This window comes from Ruegeria sp. CDSA089 (assembly GCF_059612205.1).
The window spans coordinates 1,039,422-1,051,900 of sequence record NZ_JBXWQD010000001.1 but is presented as its reverse complement, the minus strand read 5'-3'; the positions used below and the strand labels follow the sequence as shown (position 1 = coordinate 1,051,900).

At 58.3% G+C, this 12,479-nt stretch carries 13 protein-coding genes; 8 read left to right on the top strand and 5 right to left on the bottom strand.

Annotated features, from left to right (window positions below; genetic code table 11):
- Nucleotides 1-54: 54 nt before the first annotated feature.
- The 3 genes from AC2FJ6_RS05345 to fabA are packed head-to-tail and all read right to left on the bottom strand — an operon-like array spanning nucleotide 55 to nucleotide 2,622.
- A complete protein-coding gene (locus tag AC2FJ6_RS05345; protein ID WP_170769901.1) occupies nucleotides 55-846 on the bottom strand; it encodes an enoyl-ACP reductase FabI in 792 nt (263 codons plus the stop codon).
- Nucleotides 847-851: 5 nt separating this feature from the next.
- Nucleotides 852-2,081 carry a beta-ketoacyl-ACP synthase I gene (gene fabB / locus AC2FJ6_RS05340; RefSeq protein ID WP_170753627.1) on the bottom strand — a complete coding sequence of 410 codons (1,230 nt, stop codon included), beginning with the start codon at nucleotides 2,079-2,081 and terminating at the stop codon, nucleotides 852-854.
- Between the two features lie 31 nt (nucleotides 2,082-2,112).
- The gene (gene fabA / locus AC2FJ6_RS05335) at nucleotides 2,113-2,622 is read right to left on the bottom strand and encodes a bifunctional 3-hydroxydecanoyl-ACP dehydratase/trans-2-decenoyl-ACP isomerase (RefSeq protein ID WP_170769902.1); all 510 of its coding nucleotides are present in this window, start codon (nucleotides 2,620-2,622) and stop codon (nucleotides 2,113-2,115) included.
- Between the two features lie 188 nt (nucleotides 2,623-2,810).
- Here fabA and irrA point away from each other — a divergent pair, with 188 nt between their 5' ends.
- Nucleotides 2,811-3,227, top strand: coding sequence for an iron response transcriptional regulator IrrA (irrA, locus tag AC2FJ6_RS05330; RefSeq protein ID WP_170769903.1), 417 nt, complete (start codon nucleotides 2,811-2,813; stop codon nucleotides 3,225-3,227).
- 2 nt (nucleotides 3,228-3,229) lie between these two features.
- On the opposite strand, the gene AC2FJ6_RS05325 is transcribed toward irrA, so the two are convergent.
- Nucleotides 3,230-4,120, bottom strand: a complete 891-nt coding sequence (locus AC2FJ6_RS05325) for a LysR family transcriptional regulator (RefSeq protein ID WP_170769904.1) — start codon at nucleotides 4,118-4,120, stop codon at nucleotides 3,230-3,232.
- A gap of 86 nt (nucleotides 4,121-4,206) precedes the next feature.
- Here AC2FJ6_RS05325 and AC2FJ6_RS05320 point away from each other — a divergent pair, with 86 nt between their 5' ends.
- Nucleotides 4,207-5,004, top strand: a complete 798-nt coding sequence (locus tag AC2FJ6_RS05320) for a phytanoyl-CoA dioxygenase family protein (protein WP_170769905.1) — start codon at nucleotides 4,207-4,209, stop codon at nucleotides 5,002-5,004.
- A gap of 68 nt (nucleotides 5,005-5,072) precedes the next feature.
- Here AC2FJ6_RS05320 and AC2FJ6_RS05315 read toward each other — a convergent pair whose 3' ends face one another.
- Entirely contained in the window at nucleotides 5,073-5,996 is a 924-nt protein-coding gene (locus AC2FJ6_RS05315) for a glycosyltransferase family protein (protein WP_237217223.1), read from the bottom strand.
- 60 nt (nucleotides 5,997-6,056) lie between these two features.
- On the opposite strand from AC2FJ6_RS05315, the gene miaB reads away from it, so the two are divergent.
- The 6 genes from miaB (at nucleotide 6,057) to lnt (ending at nucleotide 12,455) form a co-directional block, all read left to right on the top strand.
- The gene (gene miaB / locus AC2FJ6_RS05310) at nucleotides 6,057-7,376 is read left to right on the top strand and encodes a tRNA (N6-isopentenyl adenosine(37)-C2)-methylthiotransferase MiaB (protein WP_170769906.1); all 1,320 of its coding nucleotides are present in this window, start codon (nucleotides 6,057-6,059) and stop codon (nucleotides 7,374-7,376) included.
- A 185-nt stretch (nucleotides 7,377-7,561) separates the two neighbouring features.
- The gene (locus AC2FJ6_RS05305) at nucleotides 7,562-8,326 is read left to right on the top strand and encodes an outer membrane protein (RefSeq protein ID WP_336510117.1); all 765 of its coding nucleotides are present in this window, start codon (nucleotides 7,562-7,564) and stop codon (nucleotides 8,324-8,326) included.
- A 156-nt stretch (nucleotides 8,327-8,482) separates the two neighbouring features.
- On the top strand, nucleotides 8,483-9,505 hold the full coding sequence (locus tag AC2FJ6_RS05300; RefSeq protein WP_170769907.1) for a PhoH family protein: 1,023 nt from the start codon (nucleotides 8,483-8,485) through the stop codon (nucleotides 9,503-9,505).
- Between the two features lie 38 nt (nucleotides 9,506-9,543).
- Nucleotides 9,544-10,038, top strand: a complete 495-nt coding sequence (gene ybeY, locus AC2FJ6_RS05295) for an rRNA maturation RNase YbeY (RefSeq protein WP_170769908.1) — start codon at nucleotides 9,544-9,546, stop codon at nucleotides 10,036-10,038.
- Nucleotides 10,039-10,074: 36 nt separating this feature from the next.
- Nucleotides 10,075-10,962 (top strand): hemolysin family protein, encoded by an 888-nt coding sequence (locus AC2FJ6_RS05290; protein WP_170769909.1) that lies wholly within the window; start codon nucleotides 10,075-10,077, stop codon nucleotides 10,960-10,962.
- Nucleotides 10,959-12,455 (top strand): apolipoprotein N-acyltransferase, encoded by a 1,497-nt coding sequence (gene lnt, locus AC2FJ6_RS05285; protein ID WP_170769910.1) that lies wholly within the window; start codon nucleotides 10,959-10,961, stop codon nucleotides 12,453-12,455. Before AC2FJ6_RS05290 ends, lnt begins: the two co-directional genes overlap by 4 nt.
- Nucleotides 12,456-12,479: the final 24 nt, after the last annotated feature.

Here is a 12,479-nt window from a genome sequence, read left to right as displayed (position 1 = left end):
TATCCCTGCCGGTGAAAAATGGTAAAATCTGGGCACCGGCAGGGAAAATTGGGGTCACATAAAGTCAGGCTGCGGCATGCCCAGAACGTGGAAGCCACCATCTACCTTGATGATCTCGCCCGAGGTGCATGCCCCGGCCTCGGATGCCAAATAAACAGCGGTGCCGCCTACGGCCTCAAGCGTAGCGTTCGAACGCATGGGCGCGTTCTGGTCGCAGAACTTGTAGGTCTTGCGTGCGCCACCGATGGCTGCACCGGCCAGCGTTTTCATCGGACCGGGCGAGATGGCGTTGACGCGAATACCTTCGGGACCCAGATCATTGGCCAGATAGCGCGTCGCCGATTCCAGCGCCGCTTTGGCCACACCCATCACGTTGTAATTCGGAACCACGCGGTTCGAGCCCTGATAGGTCAGCGTCAGCAGAGTGCCGCCATTGTCTTTCATCAGCGGATAAGCGCGGCGCGCGACCTCGATGAAGGAATAGGCCGACACGTCCATCGAGTGTTTGAAATTCGCCCGCGTTGTGTTCAGGAAGCGGCCGGTCAGTTCCGACTTGTCCGAATAGGCAATCGCATGGACCACGAAATCAATGGTCGGCCAGCGTTCGCCCAACTCGCCGAACGCACGATCCAGCGAGTCGTCATCGGTGACATCGGCGTCGACCATGAAGTCGCTGCCCAGGCTCTGGGCCAGCGGCTCCAGCCGTTTGCCGAAAGCCTCGCCCTGATAGGTGAATGCCAGTTCGGCACCGGCCTCGTGCATGGCTTTGGCGATACCCCACGCGATCGAGCGGTCGTTCGCCACGCCCATGATCAGGCCGCGTTTGCCTTTAAGAAGATCCGACATCACATTCACCCGTTATACTTTGAAAGAACCATGGATCCGTTGGTGCCGCCAAAGCCGAAGCTATTGGTCATCACCGAGTCGAGTCCCGCATTTTCAACGACTTGCGTCGCGATTTCACCGGGCTGGATGCCTTCGGCGAGCGTTTCGACATTGATCGACGGTGTAATGAAATCATTGTCCAGCATCAGCAGGCAGAAGATCGCCTCCAATGCGCCCGCAGCACCTTGCGCGTGGCCGGTCATCGACTTGGTCGAGGAGATCGGCGGCACGTTGCCTTCGCCAAAGATGCGGCGCACGGCTTCAACCTCGCCCACATCGCCGACCGGGGTCGAGGTTCCGTGGGCGTTGATATACCCGACCTTACGACCTTCGGGCAGGGTGGACAGGGCCAGACGCATCGCGCGTTCGCCGCCTTCACCCGAAGGGGCCACCATATCATGCCCGTCAGAGGTGGCTGCATAGCCGGTCACTTCTGCATAGATCTTGGCGCCGCGCGCCAATGCGTGATCAAGGTCTTCCAGCACGACGATGCCGCCGCCGCCCGAGATCACGAAGCCGTCGCGGTTCTGGTCGAACGCGCGCGAGGCTTTGTCCGGTGTGTCATTGTATTTCGACGACATCGCGCCCATCGCGTCGAACAGGCAGGACAGCGTCCAGTCCAGCTCTTCGCCGCCACCTGCGAACATCACGTCCTGCTTGCCCAGCATGATCTGTTCCGCCGCGTTGCCGATGCAATGCAGCGAGGTCGAGCAGGCCGATGTGATTGAATAGTTGATGCCCTTGATCTTGAACGCGGTCGCAAGGTTGGCCGAAATCGTTGAGCACATGCATTTCGGCACCGCAAACGGCCCGATCCGCTTGGTTGCGCCGTTTTTCAGCACGGTTTGATGCGCAGTCAGCATCGCACTGGTCGAGGGGCCACCCGAGCCGGCCACCAGACCTGTGCGCGGGTTCACCACCTGATCTTCGGTCAGACCGGAATCTGCAATCGCCTGACTCATCGCGATATGGGCATAAGCCGCTCCGGGACCCATGAAGCGCAAGGTGCGCTTGTCCACATGCTCGGTCACGTCGATCTTCAGTGAGCCGGCAATCTGGCTGCGGAAACCGTGTTCGACCATCTGGTCATTGGCCTCAATGCCGGATTTGCCAGCTTTGAGTGAGGCCAGAACCTCTTGGGCATTGTTCCCGATGGAGGAGACAATCCCCAAACCGGTGACAACTACTCGACGCATATGCGTGCTCCTTATTTCGGGCCGATCAGGCTCAGGCTTCGGACAGGACGACTTTCATGTCCTTGACGTCGTAAATCGTTTCACCGTCCGCTTCGACGATACCATCCGCCACACCCATGGTCAGGCGGCGCGTCTGGATCGCTTTTTTGAAATCAATTTTGTAAGTCAGCATCTTGCGGTCGGGGCGGACCATGCCGGTCAGCTTGACCTCGCCCACGCCAACAGCCATGCCACGCCCCTGCCAGCCGCGCCAGCCCAGGTTAAAGCCGGTCAGCTGCCACAGGCCATCCAGCCCCAGACAACCGGGCATAATCGGGTTGCCGGGGAAGTGGCAGTCAAAGAACCACAGGTCCGGAGTAATGTCGAATTCCGCCAAAACATGACCTTTGCCATGGGCTCCACCATCGGCTGAGATATCGGTAATCCGGTCCATCATCAGCATCGGCGGGGCGGGCAACTGCGCGTTACCGGGGCCGAATAATTCGCCACGGGCGCATTTCAGCAGATCATCCTTGTCAAAGCTGCTCGGGAATTGGGCCATTCTTGCCGCCTCTCCTGCCAGGGGTCCGTTTATCTAATCTGGCCTCGTCTAGCACCCGTATGCAAGGTCCTGCAAGAGCGGTGACATACATCATGACCAGTTCCGTCTGTTCTTGCGAATGAATTTCATTTGAAATTCCTAGGCCTCAGCACTTATATATACACAAGCAACAAATCGGTATCGGATTCATGACACCAGAAAGCCAGAGCATAGCCACTAATTGGTTGGTTCACGCCGGATTGCGCCCGACACGTCAGCGCGTGGCCCTGGCGGAGCTTTTGGTGGGTGACGGAAATCATCGTCATGTCACCGCGGAAAGCCTGTTTGAATCGGCCAAAAAGAACGGCGATGCTGTGTCTTTGGCAACGGTCTACAACACGCTGCGCGCGTTCTGCGAGGCCGGGGTGTTGCAGGAAATCACCGTGGACGGTTCGAAAAGCTATTTCGACACCAACACCCATGACCATCCGCATTTCTTCTGGGAAGACGAAGGCCGCCTGAGCGATGCGCCGTCGGACCAGTTGGTGATTCAGCGCCTGCCTGACGCGCCTGAGGGGGTCGAAATCGCGTCGGTCGACGTGGTGATCCGTCTGCGGAAGAAATAACCTTACGTCGATAATTCAGCCAGGACCTGTTGCGCCCGTTCGGTAAGCGCATCCAGCGGTCCCGTACCGTGCCGCGCCAGCACAACCGGCTCGCGCGCGATCTGGTCAGTGACGGGCAGGCTGACCAGCGGCGTTCCGTCGTAGCTGAGCGGGGCTGGGATGTTGGCATAAGTCATCGCAACGCCTTCTTCATGCGCCGCAAAGCTGCGTTGAATTTCCAGCGATGCTGCCCGGTGGGCAACCTTTGGGGTCTGTCCGGCTGAGCGGAAGAGATTGAGAAAATGTTGTGCCGAAAGCCCTTCATCCGACAGGATCAAGGGATAGGCGGCCACGTCACTTAACAAGACGTGTTCCCGCCCCGCAAGCGGGTGATCCGGAGACATCACCGCGTTCGGGGAATTTGCAAACAACTGCGTCGTCGAGAAGCCAGCATCCAAAGTCAGGCCGTAGGTGAATGCCAAGTCGATTTCCCCCTGAACCAGGCCCGAGACTAGGCCCTGAAAGTCCGCCACGCGGTAGGTCACAGCGACATCTGGAAGTTCCCTGCGCAACAGGCGCAAAGCGCGCGCCAGCAAGAACGGCGCAAGATCTTCGAAACATCCCAAGCGCAGGCGCGCCGCTGCAGGTCCCTCGGCAGATGAATTTTCCAGTTGCGCTGCGCGGGCCAGCAGGGCCTCAGCCTGTTCGATGAACCTGCGCCCTTGTGGGGTCAGGCTCATGGCTGCGCCGCGTTTGCGGGTGAATAGTGGGTGGCCCACTTGTTCTTCGACCCGTGTCAGGGCGTTGGACAGGGCGGGTTGCGACACATTCAGGTACTGCGCTGCCGCCGACAGGCCCCCATGTCGACCGATGGCGCAGACATATTCGTACTGTCGTAGAGAAAGATATAACATTATTTTATATCTACCTTCAAAAGATATGACTTGAACAGAGGGAAATGTCATGCGCAGATCATCGCACAACCGGCTCGGAGACGAACATGACCCACTCCCTTGTGACGCAAGACATGATCGACACTTATCAGCGTGACGGCGTCGTGCTGATCAGGGGGCTGTTTGCCGACTACGTTGATCGCCTGCGCGACGGAGTAGCAGCGAATATGGCGGATCCCGGTCCATATGCCTCGGACAACAAGAAACAGGGCGAAACGGGACTGTTCTTTGACGACTACTGCAACTGGTCGCGAATCGAGCAGTTTCAGGACGTAGTCCACAACTCTCCGGCGGCCGAGGTCGCGGCGGATCTTATGCAATCGCAGACCGTGCAAATGTTTCACGATCATGTGCTGGTGAAAGAGCCGGGGACCTCGATGGCGACGCCCTGGCATCAGGATGGGCCGTATTACTTTGTCGAGGGTCGGCAGACGATCAGCTTTTGGTCCCCGCTGGACTCGGTGACACAGGCAACCTTGCGCTGCGTGGCCGGATCGCATCGGTGGGAGAAAGAGGTATTGCCGACCCGCTGGGTGTCTGAGGAGGGGTTCTTTGCGGATGAGGGCCAGTACATCCCTGTACCTGACCCGGACACCGAAGGGATGAATGTGGTCGAATTCGAAATGCAGCCGGGCGACGCGGTAGCTTTCAACTATCGCACATTGCACGGCGCACGCGGGAATCACTCAGACAGTCGCCGCCGCGCGTTTTCGTTGCGGTTGGTGGGGGATGATGCGCGCTATGTGGAGCGACCCGGCCGCACCTCACCCCCGTTTCCGGGCCATGACATGGTGCCGGGGCAGCGCCTGCGCGAGGATTGGTTTCCGATGGTGTGGCCGCGATAGGGGGCTCTGCCCCCGGCGCGGCGGGGCCGCACCTCCCCCGGGATATTTTTGGCCAGATGAAGGGCGGATCAGAACCATTGTCCCGGTTCGATCAGGCCCAGGTCCAGCAACTGGTTTGAGGTCCATTCGAACGCGACCGAGTTGCGCCATTGAAAACTTGGGATTTCAAAGGTCGATCCTGCGTTTGATTTCAGAGCCTTTGCCGCACGGAAGGAACAGATCGCAGCCGTCAGGTTATGATGCCAGGGACAGGAATAGGTGTTGTATTCCTGTGTGTTGAACGTGTGATCTGACCGGAGCGTCAGGCCCTTGCGGGATTTGAACAGACCAATCCGGTCGATGCGGCGGCGTTCATAAGGAATGTGATCTTCAAACCGCCAGCGCAGCCCCCCTGACATGTCCAACTGCCGTTCAACCGGGTGGCCGTCGGGCTTGTGGCGGGTGTGTGCGTGGTACCCGCTTCGGTCCAGCATCGCGCGATCCGGAGCAACCCCGTTGGGGAAAGCCGCCAGATCGTCAGCATAGAGGTCGACCACGTGGGTCAACATTGCATCACGGCGTTCTTCGGTGTGAAAGGCCAGCATCTCGCCGATGGTGCGGGTCTCGCAGAAGGGGAAGAACAGGTATTCGGCGTTGTAGCAATAATACATCCAACGCGTCGGGGCCGATGCGATCATAGTATTGATCGTGTCGAAGACGACTGTGCGCGGGGCGCAGGTCAAAGTGACACGGTGTATGCGCTCGGCCAGATCGTCGGACAAAGTGAATTCGGTGGGCATGAAGGCTACCAGCGCAGCGAAGCCGAGGTTCAGGTGGTGACGGATCGTGCTTTCGACCTCGACCTCATCCTCGGCAAAGATCAGAGCAATTGGGCCTTTTGACAGCGTGGGCATACCAGATCGCAGAAAGGAATTCACCGAGTCGTATTGCATGGCCTGTTCGCGCTCGTCTTGCTGGCGTTTCGGGCCAAAATCGGGTAATCGCGCGGGCATTGCAAGCGGCGTTCGTAAGGTATAGACGACGCCGATCCCGCGAACGCAAAGGCCTAACCCATGTCGGAACCCAAAAAGCTGTACATCAAGACCTATGGTTGTCAGATGAACGTCTATGACAGCGAGCGTATGGCCGAAACGCTGGGCGGTCAGGGATATGTGGAAACCCAAAGCCCCGATGACGCGGATATGATTCTGCTGAATACCTGCCATATCCGCGAAAAGGCGGCTGAGAAGGTCTATTCCGAGTTGGGTCGCTTCAAAGGGCTGAAAGCGGAAAAGCCCGATTTGAAGATCGGTGTGGCCGGTTGTGTTGCACAGGCCGAGGGTGAAGAGATCATGCGTCGTCAGCCTCTGGTCGATCTGGTGGTGGGGCCGCAAAGCTACCACCGTCTGCCCGAGATGGAGGCCAAGACCCGCGAGGGCGCCAAGGCGCTGGACACCGACTTCCCCGAGGAAGACAAGTTCGAAAAGCTCAAGAACCGGCCCAAAGCCAAGCGTGGCCCGACGGCGTTTTTGACCGTTCAGGAAGGCTGCGACAAGTTCTGTGCCTTCTGCGTTGTGCCCTATACCCGCGGGGCCGAGGTTAGCCGCCCGGCGGATCGCATCATCCGTGAGGCGCAGGATCTGGTCGAACGCGGCGTGCGTGAGATCACTTTGCTGGGTCAGAACGTCAACGCCTATCACGGGGCCGGACCCAACGGTGACATGACGCTGGCCGGGCTGATCTGGGAGTTGAACAAGGTTGACGGGCTGGAGCGTATCCGGTTCACCACGTCGCACCCCAACGACATGGCCGATGACCTGATCGAGGCGCACGGAACCTGCGACAAGCTGATGCCCTATTTGCATCTGCCGGTTCAGTCGGGCTCGGATCGAATTCTGAAGCGGATGAACCGCAGCCATACGGCAGACAGCTATTTGCGTCTGATCGAACGTATTCGCGAGGCACGGCCGGATATCATGATGTCAGGCGACTTCATCGTGGGCTTCCCCGAGGAAACCGATGCGGATTTTCAGGCGACATTGGATTTGGTTGAGCAAGTCAGATACGGATACGCGTACTCGTTCAAATATTCGACCCGTCCGGGAACGCCGGCGGCCGAGCGGTCTCAGGTTGATCCTGAGGTGGCGGATGACCGCCTACAGCGCCTGCAGGCCGTGATCACCCGGCATCAACGCGAAATTCAGGATGCGATGGTGGGCCGAAACGTGCGTGTTTTGTTTGAAAAGCCAGGTCGTCTACCGGGGCAGATGGTCGGAAAATCCGAGTATCTTCATTCGGTTCACGTGGCAGACGCGGATTTGGCCATCGGAGAGTTGCGAGACGTACGCATCACCTCGTCGGGCGCGAATTCGCTGGCGGGTGAGCTTGTCTGACACGCGCGCTATCTGTGATGAAAACGCCAAGGGTCAATTTGAACTGAAAATTAACGCTTGATTTATCGCTTCGTTCTATGCTCCGAGAAAAGCCAGATTTTTTAGGGACCTACGACATTTGTAGCCTCTGAATTTTCGGGTTGTGTACTGACGCGGGCAAAGTGTCTGGGCCTTGGAGGGTGCGAGTGGTAGTCGAAAGAAATAAAACAAAGCTTTGTTTGCAGTTTGTTTTGGCGGTGATGGTTTCGCTTTTGGGGCTCTCAGGGGCAGCGATTGCGGGCAATACCGATGCCGCCTTGTCAGATCCTCCGGTATTGGATCCGCAGCGGGTTGATCGCGACGTTAGCGCTTTCTATCTGGGATTGACGGCGGGATACGCAAGTGGCGGAACGGATCAGTTCGGTTTGGCCACACCAGGCGGCACGTTTCCCATTGGCGAATTGGACTTGAACGGGTCATTCGGTGGCGTTCGGGCTGGATGGCGCGGTGTTCTTCCGGCCAAAGGCGGGCGCGACTATGTTTACGGCCTTGAAATCGGGTATGAGTTCGGCTCGATTGACGATGAAACAACCGCGCTGATCAGTGGAACGACAGTCACCGGCGGGTCCGAAGTGTCGGACGTGTTGTCCATCCGATTCCGCAATGGCCTGACAAACAAAAGCGGCTCCATCCTTTATTTTGTGTCCGCTGGTTATGTGCGCGGCGACATCGAAACGACAAACAGCATTACCACCGGCGCAACGACACAGTCATTTCAGGAGAGTGACAGCCGGGATGGATTCTCGCTGAGTATTGGGGCTGAGCATTACCTGAACGACGATTGGTCAATCACCGGCGAATATGAATATGTTCAGTTTCAGGGTGAGGATATCGAATTTGGCAACGGATTCTCGACCCGTTCCACGCCGGAGTATCGCAGTCTTCGGTTTGGTCTGACTTATACGTTCTGATTTGCAGAGGGTGCTCTGTCGAATACCGGGATGATTGGCTGAAATCACAAACAATCGGCGGAATTATCATCTGATCCGGAAAATTTGAATCTGTGGCTTGCACCTACCGGCAATTGTTGTCACGCTCAGGGTGAAACGCCAAGACAGGAGAACGGATTGGCCATCGGTGCCCTGACCCCACCGCAAGATGAAATGCCCCAGCGTGAGGCGTTTGTTGAATTTCCAGACAACCGGTTGTTGATTGACCTTTGCGGCGAATATGACCGCAATCTGACCGATATTGAAAACAAGCTATCGGTTCAGATCGTGCGCCGTGGCAATCAGCTTGTTGTCATGGGTGACGAGGATGCTCAGAAACAGGCGATTGAGGTGCTCCAGGCGCTTTACACGCGTCTGGAAGGCGGGCGCGAGGTTGAAGCCGCAGATGTGGATCGTGAGTTGCGCATGGGCGGGTCCGAGACCGGAACCGGCAGCCGCGACGGCGATCAGCTTGAGATGTTCAAGGGCGGCACGGTCGAGATCAAGACTCGCAAGAAACTGGTCGAGCCCCGCACGGACGCGCAGAAAGCCTATGTGCAGTCGCTGTTCAACAATGAACTGGCCTTTGGAATCGGGCCGGCAGGCACGGGTAAAACCTATCTTGCCGTTGCTGTTGGTGTGTCGATGTTCATCGGCGGGCATGTGGACCGCATCATCCTCAGCCGTCCGGCGGTCGAGGCGGGCGAGAAGCTTGGATACCTGCCCGGCGATATGAAGGACAAGGTCGATCCCTACATGCAGCCGCTCTATGACGCGTTGAACGACTTTTTGCCCGGCAAGCAACTGGCCAAACTGATCGAAGAAAAGCGTATCGAAATCGCGCCGCTGGCCTTCATGCGGGGGCGTACCCTTGCGAATGCCTTCGTGGTGCTTGATGAGGCGCAAAACGCCACGACCATGCAGATGAAGATGTTCCTGACCCGTCTGGGTGAAGGTAGCCGGATGGTGATCACCGGTGACCGCTCGCAGGTCGATCTGCCGCGCGGGGTGCAATCGGGGCTGGCAGATGCGGAACGTTTGTTGAAAACGATCCCGAATATCAGCTTCAACTACTTCACTTCCAAAGATGTGGTCCGCCACCCGCTTGTCGCCGCCATTATCGAGGCGTATGAGGCCGACGCGGGGCGTGAAACCGGATAAGGCCCGCGCCGCGGATACCGGGTATTGGGCGAATTGACATGGCTATTGAACTGACGGTCGAAGACCCCCGTTGGAGCGGTCTGGAAGCATTGGTAGACCGTGCCGCTCAGGCGGTGTTCCATCGTTTTGATCTGGACGCAGATCTGTGTGAAGTCAGTGTTCTGGCCTGCGATGATGCCCACATTGCCGCGCTGAACGCCGAGTTTCGGGAAAAACCCAGCCCAACCAACGTGCTGAGCTGGCCCGCCGAGGATCTGTCGCCCGAGGCCGCAGGCGACATCCCTGACCATCCGCAGCCCGATTTTACCGGTGAAATCGCCCTTGGTGATATCGCCATTTCCTTCGATACTTGCACCCGCGAGGCAGCCGAGGCAGGCAAACCCATGGACGATCACGTGACGCATCTGATCGTTCACGGATTGTTACATCTGTTGGGCTATGATCACATTCGTGACCCCGACGCCACTTTGATGGAGGGGCTTGAGGTCGAGATACTTGGCAAAATGGGTATTGATAACCCATATATAGTTTAATACAGGCCAGTCAGGCCGATCATTTGGACTAGGATAATGGGCGAAACAGACGGCAGTTCTATGGCGGCGCAAAGCGCGCAACCGCAGAACAGCGGCGAAAATAGCAAAGAGAAGACAGGGTTTTTCTCTCGAATAGTAGATGCGTTCTCAACCCCGACCGAGGGGGAGGCCACTGCGATGAATGGTCATGATACCGAGGCGACACAGCCACGCGGCATGATCAACCTGCGGCGGATGCGGGTTGAAGATGTGGCCATCCCCACAGCAGAAATCGTGTCAGTTCCTTCGACCATCTCCAAAGACGAGCTTGCGCAGGTGTTTCGCGAAAGCGGCCTGTCGCGGATCCCTGTTTATGAAGGGACACTGGATACGCCTTTGGGCTTCGTGCACCTTAAGGATTTCGCGCTGACCCATGGGTTCAACGGAACATCATCCGAATTCGATCTCGTCTCGATGTTACGGACTTTGCTGTTTGTTCCGCCCTCGATGCCAATTGGGGTTCTGCTGACCAAGATGCAGACAGAACGTAGGCATATGGCCTTGGTTATTGATGAATATGGTGGTGTTGACGGGTTGCTGACCATCGAAGACCTGATTGAGCAGGTTGTGGGTGAGATTGCAGATGAGCATGACGCTGACGAAAGTCAGCTATGGGTGCAGGAAAAGCCAGGCTGCTATGTCGTTCAAGCCCGCGTCCCAGTCGAGGAGTTCGAGGCCGAGATTGGAAGGTCTCTGACCAGCCACGAGGATGTGGACGAGGAAGAAATCGACACGTTGGGCGGGTTGGTCTTTATGCTGTCCGGCCGCGTGCCTGCGCGCGGCGAGGTTGTTTTGCATCCCGAAGGCCCTGAGTTTGAGGTGATCGACGCCGACCCGCGCCGTATCAAGCGCCTGCGCGTAATGTTGCCGGATCTTGTTGCATGACCCCTGTGGGGGGCTGGCCATTCTGGCTGATCTTCCTGTCTGCCGCAGTGCTTGGTGGCGTGGCCGCCTTTGGCCTTGCTCCGTTCGGGTATTGGTGGGCGACAGTTATCGCGCTGACGCTGCTGGCCCCGGTTTACCTGTCCAGCAAAAGCCGAGGGCAGGCAGCCTGGATCGGTTGGGCCTTCGCGACGGGCTATTTCGTCCATGCCCTAAGCTGGATCGTTGAGCCATTTCTGGTCGACGCGCCGCGCTACGGATGGATGGCGCCTTTTGCGCTGGTGTTTATGGCCGGAGGGCTTGCCCTGTTCTGGGCTCTGGCATTTTGGGTGGCACGAAAATCCGGCGCATCGGGGGTGGGGCAAACTGTTTTGCTCGCACTGATCATCGCGCTGGCAGAAGCGGCGCGTGGCTATGTGCTGACCGGGTTTCCGTGGGCCGGGTTGGCGCAGGTCTGGGTGGACACACCCGTAGCGCAGGTTCTTGCGTTGACCGGGCCCTATGGGTTGGGGGCGTTGACCTTGCTGGCAACTCTGCCGCTGGGCGCGACGCTTTCGCAACGTCAGGGGATTTTCCTACCCTTGTGCCTGTCGGTGGCTTTTGCGGGTCTGAGCTTGGGATACGCCGTGATGCGCCCGGAAGTTACCAATACCGAACACATCGTCCGTCTGATCCAGCCGAACGCGCCGCAGCACCAGAAATGGGACCCGGACTATGCTCCGCTTTTCTTTGCCCGCCAGATTGAATTTTCGGCGCTGCAGCCACGCCCGGACCTGATCGTGTGGCCGGAAACCTCGGTTCCCGCTTGGCTGGGTAGCGCGCAGCCTCATCTGGACGCGATTGCCGAAGCCGCGCAGGGAACGCCGGTTTTTCTGGGCATTCAACGGGGGGATGGGCCCCGGATCTACAACTCGATGATCTACCTGAATGAAGATGGGCAGCAGCAGGGCCTGTATGACAAGCACCATCTGGCCCCGTTTGGCGAATACGTTCCGTTTGGGGACGTGATGGCCCGGTTCGGCATTCACGGCATGGCCACGACCACGGGCAACGGCTTCAGCGCCGGTCCGGGCGCTGAGCTGATCGAGGCGGGAAAGCTGGGGCTGGCCCTGCCGTTGATCTGCTATGAGGCGGTGTTCACGCAAGATGTCTTGTCGGCACCGGGGCGCGCGGATTTTCTGATGCAGATCACCAATGATGCTTGGTTTGGCACTCGGTCTGGGCCGTATCAGCACCTCGCCCAAGCCCAAATGCGCGCGGTTGAACAGGGCCTGCCAATGATGCGCGCCGCCAATACTGGTGTCTCGGCGATGATCGACCCTTTGGGGCGGATCACCAAGGCACTGCCACTTGGAGAGGCGGGGTTTATCGACGCGCTTTTGCCTGCCCCGCTGGCTCGGACACTGTATGCGCGGATCGGCGACTATCCGGTCTTTTTTGTGCTATTCGGCCTGACCGCGCTGCTTTGGCGCAACGCCCGGCGGGTAGACGCATAAATACCGATTGACCCCGGCTTTGTG

What these genes read in the sequence shown, in the direction of transcription:
- AC2FJ6_RS05345 (WP_170769901.1), bottom strand. Translation starts at nt 846, where the DNA reads ATGTCGGATCTTCTTAAAGGCAAACGCGGCCTGATCATGGGCGTGGCG.
- miaB (WP_170769906.1), top strand. Translation starts at nt 6,057, where the DNA reads ATGTCGGAACCCAAAAAGCTGTACATCAAGACCTATGGTTGTCAGATG.
- AC2FJ6_RS05320 (WP_170769905.1), top strand. Translation starts at nt 4,207, where the DNA reads ATGACCCACTCCCTTGTGACGCAAGACATGATCGACACTTATCAGCGT.
- fabB (WP_170753627.1), bottom strand. Translation starts at nt 2,081, where the DNA reads ATGCGTCGAGTAGTTGTCACCGGTTTGGGGATTGTCTCCTCCATCGGG.
- lnt (WP_170769910.1), top strand. Translation starts at nt 10,959, where the DNA reads ATGACCCCTGTGGGGGGCTGGCCATTCTGGCTGATCTTCCTGTCTGCC.
- irrA (WP_170769903.1), top strand. Translation starts at nt 2,811, where the DNA reads ATGACACCAGAAAGCCAGAGCATAGCCACTAATTGGTTGGTTCACGCC.
- ybeY (WP_170769908.1), top strand. Translation starts at nt 9,544, where the DNA reads ATGGCTATTGAACTGACGGTCGAAGACCCCCGTTGGAGCGGTCTGGAA.
- AC2FJ6_RS05290 (WP_170769909.1), top strand. Translation starts at nt 10,075, where the DNA reads ATGGGCGAAACAGACGGCAGTTCTATGGCGGCGCAAAGCGCGCAACCG.
- fabA (WP_170769902.1), bottom strand. Translation starts at nt 2,622, where the DNA reads ATGGCCCAATTCCCGAGCAGCTTTGACAAGGATGATCTGCTGAAATGC.
- AC2FJ6_RS05315 (WP_237217223.1), bottom strand. Translation starts at nt 5,996, where the DNA reads ATGCCCGCGCGATTACCCGATTTTGGCCCGAAACGCCAGCAAGACGAG.
- AC2FJ6_RS05325 (WP_170769904.1), bottom strand. Translation starts at nt 4,120, where the DNA reads ATGTTATATCTTTCTCTACGACAGTACGAATATGTCTGCGCCATCGGT.